Annotated in this window: 15 protein-coding genes and 1 riboswitch; of the genes, 2 read left to right on the top strand and 13 right to left on the bottom strand. The window is 61.4% G+C overall.

Annotated features, from left to right (window positions below):
- Positions 1-2: 2 nt before the first annotated feature.
- From cobC to cobO, 9 genes are all read right to left on the bottom strand, one after another.
- On the bottom strand, positions 3-578 hold the full coding sequence (gene cobC / locus ACYZTY_RS07120) for an alpha-ribazole phosphatase family protein (RefSeq protein ID WP_461957875.1): 576 nt from the start codon (positions 576-578) through the stop codon (positions 3-5).
- The gene (cobT, locus tag ACYZTY_RS07115) at positions 575-1,630 is read right to left on the bottom strand and encodes a nicotinate-nucleotide--dimethylbenzimidazole phosphoribosyltransferase (RefSeq protein WP_461957874.1); all 1,056 of its coding nucleotides are present in this window, start codon (positions 1,628-1,630) and stop codon (positions 575-577) included. Before cobT ends, cobC begins: the two co-directional genes overlap by 4 nt.
- Positions 1,627-2,148, bottom strand: coding sequence for a bifunctional adenosylcobinamide kinase/adenosylcobinamide-phosphate guanylyltransferase (gene cobU / locus ACYZTY_RS07110; RefSeq protein WP_461957873.1), 522 nt, complete (start codon positions 2,146-2,148; stop codon positions 1,627-1,629). Before cobU ends, cobT begins: the two co-directional genes overlap by 4 nt.
- Before the next feature lie 128 nt (positions 2,149-2,276).
- Positions 2,277-3,728 carry a cobyric acid synthase gene (locus ACYZTY_RS07105; protein WP_461957872.1) on the bottom strand — a complete coding sequence of 484 codons (1,452 nt, stop codon included), beginning with the start codon at positions 3,726-3,728 and terminating at the stop codon, positions 2,277-2,279.
- Positions 3,725-4,717 carry a threonine-phosphate decarboxylase CobD gene (gene cobD, locus ACYZTY_RS07100; RefSeq protein WP_461957871.1) on the bottom strand — a complete coding sequence of 331 codons (993 nt, stop codon included), beginning with the start codon at positions 4,715-4,717 and terminating at the stop codon, positions 3,725-3,727. The genes ACYZTY_RS07105 and cobD overlap by 4 nt, the downstream gene beginning before the upstream one ends.
- Positions 4,710-5,618, bottom strand: coding sequence for an adenosylcobinamide-phosphate synthase CbiB (gene cbiB, locus ACYZTY_RS07095; protein WP_461957870.1), 909 nt, complete (start codon positions 5,616-5,618; stop codon positions 4,710-4,712). The genes cobD and cbiB overlap by 8 nt, the downstream gene beginning before the upstream one ends.
- Positions 5,615-6,265 carry a 5,6-dimethylbenzimidazole synthase gene (gene bluB, locus ACYZTY_RS07090; RefSeq protein ID WP_461957869.1) on the bottom strand — a complete coding sequence of 217 codons (651 nt, stop codon included), beginning with the start codon at positions 6,263-6,265 and terminating at the stop codon, positions 5,615-5,617. The genes cbiB and bluB overlap by 4 nt, the downstream gene beginning before the upstream one ends.
- Positions 6,262-7,662 (bottom strand): cobyrinate a,c-diamide synthase, encoded by a 1,401-nt coding sequence (locus tag ACYZTY_RS07085; protein ID WP_461957868.1) that lies wholly within the window; start codon positions 7,660-7,662, stop codon positions 6,262-6,264. Before ACYZTY_RS07085 ends, bluB begins: the two co-directional genes overlap by 4 nt.
- Positions 7,659-8,270: a cob(I)yrinic acid a,c-diamide adenosyltransferase gene (gene cobO / locus ACYZTY_RS07080; RefSeq protein WP_461957867.1), complete on the bottom strand. Its 612-nt coding sequence runs from the start codon at positions 8,268-8,270 to the stop codon at positions 7,659-7,661. The genes ACYZTY_RS07085 and cobO overlap by 4 nt, the downstream gene beginning before the upstream one ends.
- A gap of 81 nt (positions 8,271-8,351) precedes the next feature.
- Positions 8,352-8,581: riboswitch (cobalamin riboswitch) on the bottom strand.
- A 154-nt stretch (positions 8,582-8,735) separates the two neighbouring features.
- Between cobO and ACYZTY_RS07075 the strand changes: the two genes are divergently transcribed.
- Both ACYZTY_RS07075 and ACYZTY_RS07070 read left to right on the top strand, forming a co-directional pair.
- On the top strand, positions 8,736-9,332 hold the full coding sequence (locus ACYZTY_RS07075; RefSeq protein WP_461957866.1) for a hypothetical protein: 597 nt from the start codon (positions 8,736-8,738) through the stop codon (positions 9,330-9,332).
- A 68-nt stretch (positions 9,333-9,400) separates the two neighbouring features.
- Positions 9,401-10,714, top strand: a complete 1,314-nt coding sequence (locus ACYZTY_RS07070; RefSeq protein WP_461957865.1) for a PQQ-dependent sugar dehydrogenase — start codon at positions 9,401-9,403, stop codon at positions 10,712-10,714.
- A 109-nt stretch (positions 10,715-10,823) separates the two neighbouring features.
- Here ACYZTY_RS07070 and ACYZTY_RS07065 read toward each other — a convergent pair whose 3' ends face one another.
- The 4 genes from ACYZTY_RS07065 to hda form a co-directional block, all read right to left on the bottom strand.
- Positions 10,824-11,477 carry an O-methyltransferase gene (locus ACYZTY_RS07065; RefSeq protein WP_461957864.1) on the bottom strand — a complete coding sequence of 218 codons (654 nt, stop codon included), beginning with the start codon at positions 11,475-11,477 and terminating at the stop codon, positions 10,824-10,826.
- Between the two features lie 15 nt (positions 11,478-11,492).
- The gene (locus tag ACYZTY_RS07060; protein WP_461957863.1) at positions 11,493-12,029 is read right to left on the bottom strand and encodes a C40 family peptidase; all 537 of its coding nucleotides are present in this window, start codon (positions 12,027-12,029) and stop codon (positions 11,493-11,495) included.
- Between the two features lie 221 nt (positions 12,030-12,250).
- Complete coding sequence (locus tag ACYZTY_RS07055; RefSeq protein WP_461957862.1) at positions 12,251-12,892, bottom strand: C40 family peptidase; 642 nt, start codon at positions 12,890-12,892, stop codon at positions 12,251-12,253.
- 226 nt (positions 12,893-13,118) lie between these two features.
- Positions 13,119-13,823, bottom strand: coding sequence for a DnaA regulatory inactivator Hda (gene hda / locus ACYZTY_RS07050; RefSeq protein WP_010456804.1), 705 nt, complete (start codon positions 13,821-13,823; stop codon positions 13,119-13,121).
- Positions 13,824-13,891 lie beyond the last annotated feature (68 nt).

Genomic DNA, 13,891 nt, shown 5'->3' with positions numbered 1-13,891 from the left:
GGTCAGATCGCTTCCTTGAGAATGACGCCTGACTCAACGCTCAACGAAAACAGCGAGCCATGGCCGACTTCGACATTCAGCAACTGCTCACGGGGCAAACCCCGCGCCTGAGCCAGCAACAAACGCATGACGCCACCATGGCTGATCAGCAAGATCCGTTCGCCTGCATACGCTGCGTGCAAGCGCTCCACCGCCGCCAGCACCCGCGTCGAAAAATCCCCGACCGGTTCTCCCTCAGGCGGCGTAAAGGAATAAGGATCGGCCCAGAACAGGCCCAACCCTTCGGCGTCTGTCTCCATCAGCGCCGCCGCACTCTGCCCTTCCCAGGCACCGAAGTGCAGTTCTTGCAGATCTTTGTCGAGGTGCACGGGTAACCCCAACTGCGCACCCAGCTCATCGGCAAACCGCGCACAACGTTGCAGCGGCGAACTGATCAAGCGATCCCACGGGCCTTGCTCGACCACCGCCGCGCGCATCTGCTCCCAGCCCTTGGCGGTCAGTGCATCGTCGAGGCTACCGCGCAAACCGCCACCGAGCTCGGTTTCACCATGGCGCAGCAGATCCAGACGCAACGTCATGCCGGACGATCCGCCACCGCCGCTTCGGCGAAGGTTGCCATCTGCCCGTGAAGATCGCAGGCCAGACGCAGCAACGGCACGGCCAACGCGGCGCCACTGCCCTCGCCCAGACGCAGGCCGAGGTCCAGCAGCGGCTCGGCATTGAGGGTTTCCAGCACATGGCGATGGCCCGGCTCTGCACCGCGATGACCGAACAACAGCCATTCCCGGCATTCAGGGTTCAAGCGCACCGCCACCAACGCGGCGACGCTGCAAATAAAGCCGTCCACCAGCACCGCAACGCCTTCCTGGGCGCACGCCAGATACGCACCGACCAACGCCGCAATCTCAAACCCCCCGAGGTTGAACAGGGTTTGCAACGCATCACCGCGCTGAGCGCCGTGCAATGCCAAGGCACGTTCGATGACCAGCGCTTTATGGCTGACACCCGCCGCGTTCAAACCGGTGCCCGGTCCGGCCAGATGCACCACCGGGCAATCGAGCAAGGCACAGGCCAGTGCGCTGGCCGCCGTGGTGTTGCCGATGCCCATCTCGCCACCGATAAACAACTGCGCGCCTGCGTCGACCGCACGCAACACGCTGTCGCGACCGGCCTGCAAGGCGAGTTCGCCCTGGGCCTGCGTCATGGCCGGGCCTTCGACGAAATTGGCAGTGCCCGCACCGATGTTGAGATGACGCACACCCGGCAGGTTCAACGCCGGGGTCACTGTGCCGAGGTCGATCACTTCCAGCGAAGCGCCGAGCTGGCGCGCCAGCACGCTGATTGCCGCACCACCGCTGACGAAGTTATGCAGCATCTGCCCGGTGACTTCCTGAGGGAACGCCGAGACGCCTTCTGCAACCACACCATGGTCACCGGCAAAAATGGCAATCCACAGCTGATCGAGATTTGGTTTGACCTGCCCCTGCAGCCCCGCCAATTGCACGGCCACCGATTCAAGTCGGCCGAGAGAACCGGCCGGTTTGGTCAGCTGCTGCTGGCGTGCCTGCGCCTGTTCGACGGCTTGAGCGTCGATCGGCTTGCACGGGGTCAGCCACCAGGATTGAGTCATAACGCGGTTCCTTTCAAAGTCAGGGGCAGGCCAGCGACGGTCAGGACGACACGTTGGCAGCGCTCGGCCAGGGCTTGATGCAGCCAACCGGCTTCATCGACATAGCGGCGAGTCAATTCGCCCAGTGGCACGACACCCATTCCGGTCTCGTTGCTGACAAAAATGATTTCACCCGGCAATGAAGCCAGGCAGTCCAGCAGGGCTTCGCGTTCTGCGCTGAGGCGTTCGGCGTTGTCGAGCATCAGCAGATTGGTCATCCACAGGGTCAGGCAATCCACCAGCAGGCAACGGTCGGCGCGGGCGCTTTCGCGCAATACGCGAGCAAGCTCGATCGGTTCTTCGATCAACGCCCATTCGGCCGGACGACGAGCGCGGTGATGGGCGACGCGCTCGCTCATTTCACCGTCCAGCGGTTGGCTGGTGGCGATGTAGGTAACCTGAAGCTGGCTATCTGTCGCGAGTTTTTCAGCGAGGCGACTTTTGCCGGAGCGGGCGCCGCCGAGGATCAGTTGGAGCATGGTTACATCCTATAAATGTGCGGTGTAGCTACTGGCCTCTTCGCGGGCAAGCCTCGCTCCTACAGGTCTGAGTCGCTCTTGACCTTGTAGGAGCGAGGCTTGCCCGCGAAGGCGTCCTCTCATCCACCTCAAATGCCACAGAGTTCACGCAACAACGCGGTATCCAAATGCTTCTCCACCAGATCCGCCAGCCGCTCGATATCCCGCTCGCGCAACCCGTGGTAATCCACTGCCTGCACATCCTGCAAACCCGCCCAGCGCAGCAGCGCACTGCACGCTGCCGGGGATTCAAACAGGCCATGCAGGTAGGTGCCGAAAATCTGCCCGTCAACACTTTGCGCGCCATCGCAGCGACCATCGTCCAGCTGCACGGCAGCGTTTTCCAGCGCTGGCCCGGTGGTCACCCCGGCATGAATTTCGTAGCCGCTGACCTCGGCATCTTCCAGCGCCAGACGACCGTGCACATTGCGCAATTGCTTCTCTTCTTCGAGCTGCGTTTCGAACGCCAGCAAGCCCAGACCGGCACTGGAACCCGGCTCGCCTTCGAGGCCCAGCGGGTCATGCACCTGCTCACCGAGCATTTGCAGACCGCCGCAAATCCCCAGCACTTTTCCACCGTAGCGCAGATGACGACTGATCGCCGTGTCCCAGCCATTGGCGCGCAAATACCCGAGGTCGCTGCGCACGCTTTTTGAGCCGGGGAGAATGATCAGGTCGGCCGGCGGGATCGCCTGGCCAGGGCCGATGAATTGCAGGTCCACTTGTGGATGCAGGCGCAGCGGATCGAAATCGGTGTGGTTGCTGATGCGCGGCAGTACCGGCACCACCACTTTCAGCACGCGCTCAGCCTTGTCGGTCTGGCGCTGATCGATGCCGTCCTCGGCTTCCAGGTGCAGATCCATCACATACGGCAGAACGCCGATCACCGGTTTGCCGGTGCGCGCTTCCAGCCAGTCCAGCCCCGGTTGCAGCAAGGCGATGTCGCCGCGAAAACGGTTGATGATGAAGCCTTTGACCCGCGCCTGTTCGGTCGGCGACAGCAGTTCCAGCGTGCCCACCAGATGCGCGAATACACCGCCGCGGTTGATGTCGGCGATCAACACCACCGGGCAATCCACCGCTTCGGCAAACCCCATGTTGGCGATATCGCCGGCACGCAGATTGATCTCGGCCGGCGAACCCGCGCCTTCGACCATCACCACCGGATACGCCACGCTCAATCGTTCATGGGAGGCCAGCACCGCTTGCATGGCGATGGCTTTGTAGTCGTGATAGGCCACCGCGTTCATCGTCGTGACCGCGCGACCATGAATGATCACTTGGGCACCGGTATCGCTGTTGGGTTTGAGCAGCACCGGGTTCATGTCGGTGTGCGGCTCAAGGTTGGCCGCCTGGGCCTGAACCGCCTGGGCGCGGCCGATCTCGCCACCGTCGGCGGTCACGGCACTGTTAAGCGCCATGTTCTGCGGTTTGAACGGCACGACGCGCACGCCCTGACGCGTGACCCAGCGACACAACGCCGTCACCAGCGTGCTTTTACCGGCATCGGACGTGGTGCCCTGCACCATTAGCGTGGTCATTGGGATTCCTTGGCGAAGGCCTGAAGTGCTTGTTCAAGACGCAGCCAGTCCGCCTCATCCGCAGGCAAGCCGAAACGCACACTGCTGTTGTGGGCGAACAACCGCAGCAAGATGCCACGTTGTGCCATGAACTCGTGAAGCGCTTCGGCATGCTCGGTGATCAGCCATTGAAACAACGCGCAGCCACCCTGCGGCTGGAAACCATACTGCCCGAGCAAAAGCGCGAGGCGTTCGCTGGCCTCTTCGCTGCGCACTCGTTGCCTTGCGTGGCCTTCGGTGTCCAGCAAACAGGCTTGGCCCAACACCCGTGTCGGCCCGCTGACCGCCCAGGGCCCGACCTGCTCGGCAAGCAATTTGAGCAGTTTGCGCTCAGCCAGCACAAAGCCCAGCCGCACACCGGCCAGGCCAAAAAACTTGCCGAAGGAACGCAACACGATCAAGCCGACCTGATGGGCAAATGGCGCCACGCTCAACTGCGGCGTGTTGTCTATGAACGCTTCGTCCACCACCAGCCAGCCACCGCGCGAGGCCAACCGGGCATGCCAGTCGAGCAGACGACTCGGGGTCAGGCTCAGTCCCGTCGGGTTGTTCGGGTTGACCACCACCAGCACGTCGAGGCTGTCGATGTAGAAGTCGACTTCCTGCTCCAGCACCTCTCGCACGATGTAGCCATTGCGCCGCCATGCCTCAGCATGTTCGGCGTAACACGGCGACAGCACGCCGACCTTGCCGGCACGACGTAAACGCGGCAGCAACTGGATGGCCATTTGCGAACCGGCGACCGGCAGCACCTGGGCAGCGCCGTAATAGTCGCAAGCTGCCTGCTCCAGACCGTCATCGGTTTCCGGCAAACGCGCCCAGGCCCGCAGCGGAATGTCCGGGATCGGGAATGGCCACGGCGCGAGGCCGCTGGACAGGTCCAGCCAATCGGCTTCGGCAATGCCGTATTCGAGCGCCGCCTTGCGCAAGCGGCCACCGTGCTCAAGCATAGAATTCAGCTCCCACGCAGAGAATCAGCAGCCATAACCATACCCCGCGCTGGACCAATTGCCAGCCACGGTCGATGGAGTCGGCATCCGCCGGCACACCTTCGCCCAGTTGTGGACGCTGATGCAGTTCACCGTGATAGATCGCCGCCCCGCCCAACTCAACGCCGAGCGCACCGGCACCGGCCGCCATCACCGGCCCGGCGTTCGGGCTGTCCCAGGTCGGGCCCTGGGTGCGCCAGCATTTCAACGCCAGTCGGGTTTTGCCCAGCAGCGCGTAGGTCAATGCCACCAGGCGCGCAGGAATGTAGTTGAGGACGTCGTCGATCTTCGCCGCTGCCCAACCGAAACGTTCGAAGCGTTCGTTGCGATAACCCCACATCGCGTCCAGGGTGTTGCTCAAACGGTAGAGCACCACGCCAGGCGCGCCGGCCACGGCAAACCAGAACAACGCAGCGAATACCGCATCGCTGCCGTTTTCCAGGACTGATTCAGTGGCGGCGCGAGCGACTTCGGTTTTATCCAGTTCACTGGTCTGACGGCTGACCAGATAGCCGACACGGATGCGCGCCTCATCCAGATCATCGCTGCGCAGGGCCTTGGCCACCGGTTCGACGTGTTCGCCGAGGCTGCGCATGCCGAGGGCGCAATAGAGCGCGAGAATCTCGACGATCCAGCCGACATAAGGCGCCCAGGAAAACGCCGTGGCCAGCAAGGTCAGCGGCACGACTGCAATCACCCAGGCGGTGACGCCGTGACTGCGCCAGCCACGCCCCTCACCATTGAAACGTTGCTCGATGCGGTCGGCAAAACGGCCGAACGCCACCAGCGGATGCCAGCGTTTGGGTTCACCCAGCAGCGCGTCCAGCGCCACCGCGGCGACACTCAATAACGCCACACTCATTGACTCACCCCCCAATAATTTTCATACAGCAACTCACTGAGCGGACGCGCCTGCGCCCACCCTTCGAGTACCAGCATCGGCGCCGGATAGAATTCCTTGACCGGGCCGAGGCAAAGAACCGCCAATGGCTTGGCCCCGGGCGGCAAACCCAGCAGATCCGCCAACGCTTGCGGCTCGAACAGCGACACCCAGCCCATGCCCAGACCTTCGGCGCGGGAGGCCAGCCAAAGGTTCTGGATCGCGCAGGACAACGACGCCATGTCCATTTCCGGCAAAGTGCGACGCCCGAAGATGTGGCGCTCGCGATCGTCCATCAGCGCGGCGACCAGCACCTCGGCGCAATCGTTGATGCCTTCGACCTTGAGCTTCATGAATTCGTCGGTGCGCTCGCCGAGGGCTTCGGCGGTGCGGATGCGTTCTTCTTCCACCAACTGCTGGATCTTGCCGCGCAGTGTGCGGTCGCTGATGCGGATGAAACGCCAGGGTTGCATCAGGCCCACGCTGGGGGCCTGATGGGCGGCTTCGAGCAGGCGCCGTAATAACTCGGGCTCGACGGTGCCGCCGCTGAAGTGGCGCATGTCGCGGCGTTCGCCGATGGCTCGATAAACTGCGTCGCGTTCGGCCTGGCTGAATGCGTTGTCAGTCATGGCCTCTTAGCGAGCAGGCTCGCTCCCACATCAGATGGAGTTCTGCCTGACGAAACGCGGTCCCCTGTAGGAGTGAGCCTGCTCGCGATGGCTGTCTCACGGTCAGGCACAAACAATGCGGCAACCGCCGATGGATTGGACGGAAAATAAAAGTGCACATAAGAAGCCGTCATCCGCCCCTCACGATAAACCGCCTCCGCCCCACGCCCGCCATTCGGGCTCAACCCACGAGCAATCGGCTCAAGCTCGGTGCTGGTCAGCGAGTGGTGATAGGTGTGCCCGCGCAACGAACCTTCCGGCAACTCAACCGCTTGCAACGCCAGCGCAGCCAGGCGTTTCTGCATCACCGCATCACCGGCCAGCAAACCCACCAGTTCAGCGCGAGTGCCTTCGACGTCGGTCAACGAATCAAGCAGGTACAACATCCCACCACACTCGGCCAACAACGGTTTGCCGGCGGCATGATGGGCGCGGATCGCATTCAGCATCGAGGTGTTCTGTGACAGCGCCACATGGTGCAATTCCGGATAACCGCCTGGTAGATAAAGGCTGTCAGCCTCTGGTAAATCAGCATCGCGGATCGGCGAGAAAAACAGCAATTCGGCGCCCATCGCCCGCAGCAGATCCAGGCTCGCACCGTAGGTGAAGGCAAACGCTTCATCACGGGCCACGGCGATTCGCACACCGGCCAGCAAAGGCTCAGCGACAATCATTTCAGGCGCGGCGAATTCCACGGCGGGCGGCAGCGCCACATCGCAACTGCTGGCCAGCGATTCGGCCGCCGCATCGAGGCGCAGGTCGAGATCGTTCAACTCGCTGGCCTGGACCAGACCGAGATGACGACTCGGCAGTTCAATCCCGGTCTCGCGCGACAACGCGCCGTACCAGCGCAAACCTTCGGTCAGGCTGCCTTCGAGCAATTGCGCATGACGCAACGTGCCAACACGATTGGCCAACACACCGGCAAACGGCAAGTCCGGCTGATACTTCGCCAACCCCAGCGCCAGCGCACCGAACGTCTGCGCCATGGCCGTGCCGTCGATCACACCGAGCACCGGCACACCGAAGTGCCGCGCCAGGTCAGCGCTGGACGGCGTGCCGTCGAACAGCCCCATGACGCCTTCGATCAGGATCAGGTCGGCTTCACCGGCGGCTTCCCACAACAGTCGGCGACTTTCCTGCTCGCCGACCATCCACATGTCCAGTTGATACACCGGCGCACCGCTGGCGCGCTCGAGAATCATCGGGTCGAGAAAGTCCGGGCCGCACTTGAACACGCGAACCTTGCGCCCCTGATTGCGATGCAAACGGGCCAGCGCGGCGGTGACGGTGGTCTTGCCCTGACCGGAGGCCGGCGCGGCAATCAGCACCGCCGGGCAATGACGTGGTTGCTTCACAGCTCGACGCCTTTTTGCGCTTTGATCCCGGCCTGGAACGCGTGCTTGATCACACCCATTTCGGTGACCGTGTCGGCCAGCTCGATCATCTCCGGCTTGGCGCCGCGACCGGTGACCACCACGTGTTGCATTGGCGGACGCGCCTGCAGATCAGTGAGTATTTGATCGAGGTCGAGGTAACCGTGCTTGAGGGCGATGTTCAGCTCATCCAGCACCACCAGGCCGATCGATGGATCGCGCAGCAGTTCGCGGGACACTTCCCAAGCAGCTTCGGCAGCGGCGATGTCACGCTGGCGGTCCTGGGTTTCCCAGGTGAAGCCCTCGCCCATCACATGAAAACGCACCTGCTCCGGGAAGCGGCGGAAGAACAATTCTTCGCCAGTGCTGTTGCGCCCCTTGATGAACTGCACCACACCACACTGCATGCCGTGGCCCATGGACCGCGCAAGCATGCCGAACGCCGAACTGCTCTTGCCTTTGCCGTTGCCGGTCAGCACCAGCAGCAGGCCGCACTCATTCGGCGAGTTGGCAATGCGTTCGTCGATCACGGCTTTTTTGCGCTGCATGCGCGCCAGATGGCGTTCGTCACGATCAGGGGAATCAGTCATGGGGGAGCTCTCCGTTGAGGCTGGATAACGGCGGGCAGGCACAAGAATAGACGGCAAGAAGCCTGGCATCGCCCACCGTGATGCCGTTGGATGAATCAGGCCGGTCTCCGGGCTCACGAGCGGCTTGCGCCCGACTGCGCGCCTTCCCATGTCGTCGACACAGTGGCTCAAGGCGCAGTCTTCACTCATTTACCGTTGCGGGGGCAGCGCCGGGATCATGACACTTCGTCGCTTGAAGGTAGTCACTCACCGGCTTCCCTGTTTCACTCTGTCGGCCACCGCCACAGAGCACCTGAAACAAGCCGCGAAGGTTAGAGGGTTGGGGGTGGAGCGTCAATTGAAGACAAAGCGCGGGCGAGCGATATACTGCCGCCGATTAATTTTCTGACACCCGACTTGCACCACACTGTCAGCAGTGATATCAACGCGCCATAACCCAACATCACAATTACAAGGGTAAGCAACATGCAAGGCATGATCATCAGCAATCCGAAGCTGGAATTCCTGCGGCCGGTGCTGGAACGCTGGTTTGACTGTATCGACCGCTACAACGTCGTGCGCGGCGATAACGATACCCCTTACTGGTACGACGAAAAAGCCAATCTCGGCCTGCTCTCCGCCGCGGCCTGGATGGCGGAAATGGTCACGCTGCAACAAGCGCCGACGCGCAAGCAGAGCGAAGAAGGTGAACGCAACGGTCGCGCCGACCTGCTTATCGCCACTCCTGAAGCCACCGCCGAACAACGCGCCTACCTTCAAGCCACTCAACGCTGGCCGCGGGTCAATAGCCTGAACCTGACTCAGGCACTGCAGGAGATCACCAGCGAGGCCAAGCGGATCAGCTATGCCAGCGACCTGAAAATCGGTTGCCTGTTCGTTGCGCCGCAAAAAGCTCAGCAGAGTGCTACACCGGAAGAACTCCAGGACATGCTCGACGACCTGCAAAAGGAACCCAGCTGCGCCGTAGCCTGGTATTTCCCGTACGCCTACCGCAAGCTGCGCAATGAAGCCGGCAACTACCATCCCGGCATCGCTGTCCTGCTCAAGGAAGCCCGCGGCTGACGGGTTGAACCATCGAACGTCTACTCTTCTCTATGATTACGTCAATGCATTCATAGGGAAGATCAGTAATGCGCAAACCCCAGCTCGTTTTCATCATCGCGCTCGCCGGAGGGCTCGCCGCCTGTGGTGAAACCTCCAGCCTGCAAGTCTCGGACGGCACAGGCCCGTCGCCCAAGCTGCCAGAACCGAATAAAACCCTGATCCCGACGGTGAACATCGCCCCGGCGATCGGCTGGCCTGAAGGTAAGAAACCCGTCGCCGCGGCAGGGACTCAAGTGGCGGCGTTTGCCGAAGGCCTCGATCATCCGCGCTGGCTCTATGTGCTGCCCAACGGCGACGTGCTGGTGGCGGAAACCAACGCACCACCCAAACCCGATGACGGCAAAGGTATTCGCGGCTGGGTCATGAAGAAAGTCATGGGCCGTGCCGGCGCTGGCGTCCCCAGCCCAAACCGCATCACGCTGCTGCGCGACAAGGATCACGACGGCGTCGCCGAAACCCGCACGGTGTTCCTGGAAAATCTCAACTCGCCGTTCGGCATGACCCTGGTCGGCAATGACCTGTACGTCGCCGACACCGACCGTTTGCTGCGCTTTCACTATGAAAACGGCGACACGGCGATCAAGTCGCCGCCGATCAAGGTGGTCGATCTGCCGGGTGGCACGCTGAATCACCACTGGACCAAAAACGTCATCGCCAGCAAGGACGGCAGCAAGCTGTACGTCACGGTAGGCTCCAACAGTAACGTCGGCGAAAACGGTCTGGATCAGGAAGAAGGTCGTGCGGCGATCTGGGAAGTGGATCGCGCCACCGGCAATCACCGGATCTTCGCCTCGGGCATTCGCAATCCAAACGGCCTGGCCTGGGAACCTCAGACCGGCGCCCTGTGGACGGCGGTCAATGAGCGGGACGAAATAGGCAGCGATCTGGTGCCGGACTACATCACTTCAGTGAAGGATGGCGGGTTTTACGGCTGGCCCTTCAGCTACTACGGCCAGCACGTCGACATTCGCGTCGAGCCGCAAAACCCCGACCTGGTGGCCAAGGCCATTGCGCCGGACTACGCAGTCGGCCCGCATACCGCGTCGCTGGGCCTGTCGTTTGCCGAGGGCACCACGCTTCCAGCGCAGTTCAAGGAAGGTGCCTTCATCGGCCAGCACGGCTCGTGGAACCGCAAGCCGCACAGTGGTTACAAAGTGATTTTCGTCCCGTTCGCGGGCGGCAAGCCGACCGGGCAACCGATTGATGTGCTCACGGGTTTCCTCAATGAGGATGAGAAAGCCATGGGCCGGCCGGTGGGCGTGGTGATTGATCAGCAGGGAGATTTGCTGGTTGCCGATGATGTGGGGAACAAGGTGTGGCGGGTGTCGACCGCGAAGTAGCTGCACCCGCCCTTGTAGGAGCGAGGCTTGCCCGCGAAGGCGTCGGCACATCCAACAGTGATGTTGCCTGACCTACAGCCTTCGCGGGCAAGCCTCGCTCCTACCAGGATCAGCGTTTGCGGCACAGAGTTAAACCATCTCCTAACGGCAACAACGACAGATCCACACGCGAGTCATCCTTCAAGGCGCGATTGAGCGCCTGGATGGCTCGGGTGTCTGCACTTTCGGGATTGTGCTCAAGCACTCGCCCGCTCCACAGCGTGTTGTCGAACACCGCCAGTCCGCCGACGCGCAGCAGGCGCAGTGCGTGTTCCAGATAGCCGGGGTAATTGGCTTTGTCGGCATCAATGAAGATCAGATCGAACTGCCCAGGCTGATCCAGCGTGGCGAGGGTTACCAGCGCAGGCGCCAGACGCAGATCAATTCGCTCGGCAAGCCCTGCTTCCTGCCAGTAACGGCGTGCGATCGCGTTGTAGTCACCGGGGATATCACAGCAGATCAGCGAACCGTCCTGCGGCAACGCAGCAGCCATGCACAAGGCGCTGTAACCAGTGAACGTGCCGACTTCCAGCAAGCGTTTTGCGCCGATGAGTTTGACCAATAACGCGAGGAACTGCCCCTGCTCCGGCGCCACCTGCCAGCGAGCCATGGGCAGCGCCTGGGTTTCTTCGCGCAAGCGCTTGAGCAGCGGCGTTTCCCTCAGGGAAACGTCGAGCAGGTATTGATACAGGGAATCGTCGAGATTAAGAGTGCGGGCGGTCATGACGACCTCTGCGAACTAGGGATTACGCGCCAGGTGCTCTGGCTGCAGAACACGCTTGGCGCTCAGATAAGCCTTCTGCCAGTAAGCCTTCGACAAGCTGTCGAGCTTCACCGTGCCCCCAGTGGCTGGCGCATGGACGAAGCGGCCTTCACCGACGTAGATACCGGCATGGCTGACCTGGGAGCCGCCATTGGTGGCGAAGAAGATCAAGTCACCGGTTTGCAGGCCTTCCTTGCCGACGCTGGCCGCTTGCATGCTGATCATTTCGCGGGTGGTACGCGGCAGGGAAATACCGGTGACATCACGGTAGACGTAACCGATCAGGCCGCTGCAATCAAAGCCCGAATCCGGCGTGTTACCACCCCAACGATACGGCGTGCCCACCAGGCCAAGCGCGCGGAACAGCACGTCTTCTGCCTCGGGGGAAAAGGGTTGCGGGTTACCGAAAACAATGGGGGCGCGAACCACCGTCGCAGGAGGCGGTGTGCGACTGGCGCAAGCGCTGAGCAGGGCTGCGAAGAGCATGATGGTGAGGCGGGCCGACATCGTCATTAGCAGAACATCCTGATCTGGCTGCGGCTTTTTCTGCCGGGAAGACAGAAAAGAAAACCGCCTGCGCAGGACGCAGGCGGTTTGCCATCAATAATAGATCTGGATTCTAGCGGCTATCGGCCAAACTTCAAGTAAGACTTTAAGTTCGCCTTACAAACTGTCCGCCTACTTCCTTGCGAAGAGGCTTTTTGTCGCCACTGACGTGGCGACAAGCTGAAGTTTTACTTGCGGGCGGTGACCACGGTCGGGGCCATAGCGAGTGCGCGCTTGGCTTCGATGAAGGTCTTGCTCCAGTAGCTGTCGCCCAGGCTATCGACCCGGACACCACCGCTTTTGCGGCTGCTGGAGTGGATGAACTGGTTGTCACCCAGGTAGATCCCGGCATGACTGACACGACCGCGACGACCATTGGTGGCGAAGAACAGCAGGTCACCCGGCTTCAGCGCGCTGCGAGAAACAAGTGGCGCGTCAACGTTGATCATTTCACGGGTGGAGCGCGGCAGGTTCATGCCGGCTTCTTCACGAAACAGATAACCGATGAAACCGCTGCAATCGAAACCGGCCTCGGAGGTGCCGCCGAAACGGTAACGGGTACCGATCAGGGACATGCCACGCTCGAGGATGCTGTCGGCCAGAACCGGAAGCTGGTAAGACTTGCCATCGGCGAAGTTTGCCAGTTCTTTATCGGTGGCCAAGCCGTCCTGGTAAAGATCTTCCTGGAAAAGAACGGAAGTAGACTGGGCGGTAACTGAATTCTTGACCTGCTGTTGTTGCTCTTGCTGGGTCACTGGAGAGTGAGCAGCGCAACCGAACAACAGGGTAACGAGTGCGAGAGGCACGAGGGGTGCGAAGCGCTTTAGCATGGGCACGACCGTGGCTGATAGTTGTAAAGAAGCCGAGACTATGCCCGCTATCATCCTCATTTGCAAATTCAATCGAACTTAATGTGACTTCCTGGTTTCGCGTTTACATCTAAGCGCTTAAGCCCATTTTAGACGCCTGCGCAGCCTACAACTTGTAGGAAAGCGGATTTTCTGACGCCTGAAATATGCCAAAACCCAAGCCAGGCTTGGGTTTTATCGGAATTTTTTACCAGCCCAGCGTTTCTTTCAGGAAAGGAATTGTCAGCTTGCGCTGAGCTTGAAGGGAGGCCTGATCGAGACGCTCAAGCAGCTCGAAAAGCGCACTCATGCTGCGGGTACCGCGAGTCAAAATAAAGTGCCCGACTTCATCGGTCAGGTGCAGGCCGCGACGGGAAGCACGCAGTTGCAAGGCGCGCAATTTGTCTTCGTCGGAGAGCGGACGCATCTGGAAGATCAGCGCCAGGGTCAGGCGCGACTTCAAGTCAGCCAGCTTCACCGGCAGTTCGCGCGGCGAGGTCGATGCAGCAATCAGCAGACGCCGACCGCTGTCGCGCAGACGATTGAACAGATGGAACAGCGCCTCTTCCCAATCCGCCCGGCCGGCCACCGCCTGCAAATCATCGAGGCAGACCAGTTCGTATTGCTCGAGGTTGTCGAGAATGGAGATACCGCGATCCAGCAGCTCGGCCAGCGGCAGATACACCGCAGGCTCCCCCAGTTGCTCGAAGCGCAGGCAGGCGGCCTGCAACAAATGCGTACGCCCTACCCCGTCCTTGCCCCAGAGATAAATCAGGCTTTCGGTCCAGCCGGCGTCGGCTTCGCATAGCCGCTCGACATAGCCGAGTGCAGCGGCGTTCGCGCCTGGGTAGTAATTGATAAAGGTAGCGTCATCACGCAGACGCACACCTAGGGGCAGCTGAATCGGTTTCATGCTGACTGAACAGTTCCAAAGGAACCGTTAGTGGCCTCTGTGTAAAGTTTGCGAAGTTTATACCCGTG

This window comes from Pseudomonas sp. LB1P83, from assembly GCF_054897885.1.
This window is presented reverse-complemented; position numbering and strand designations above follow the sequence as displayed.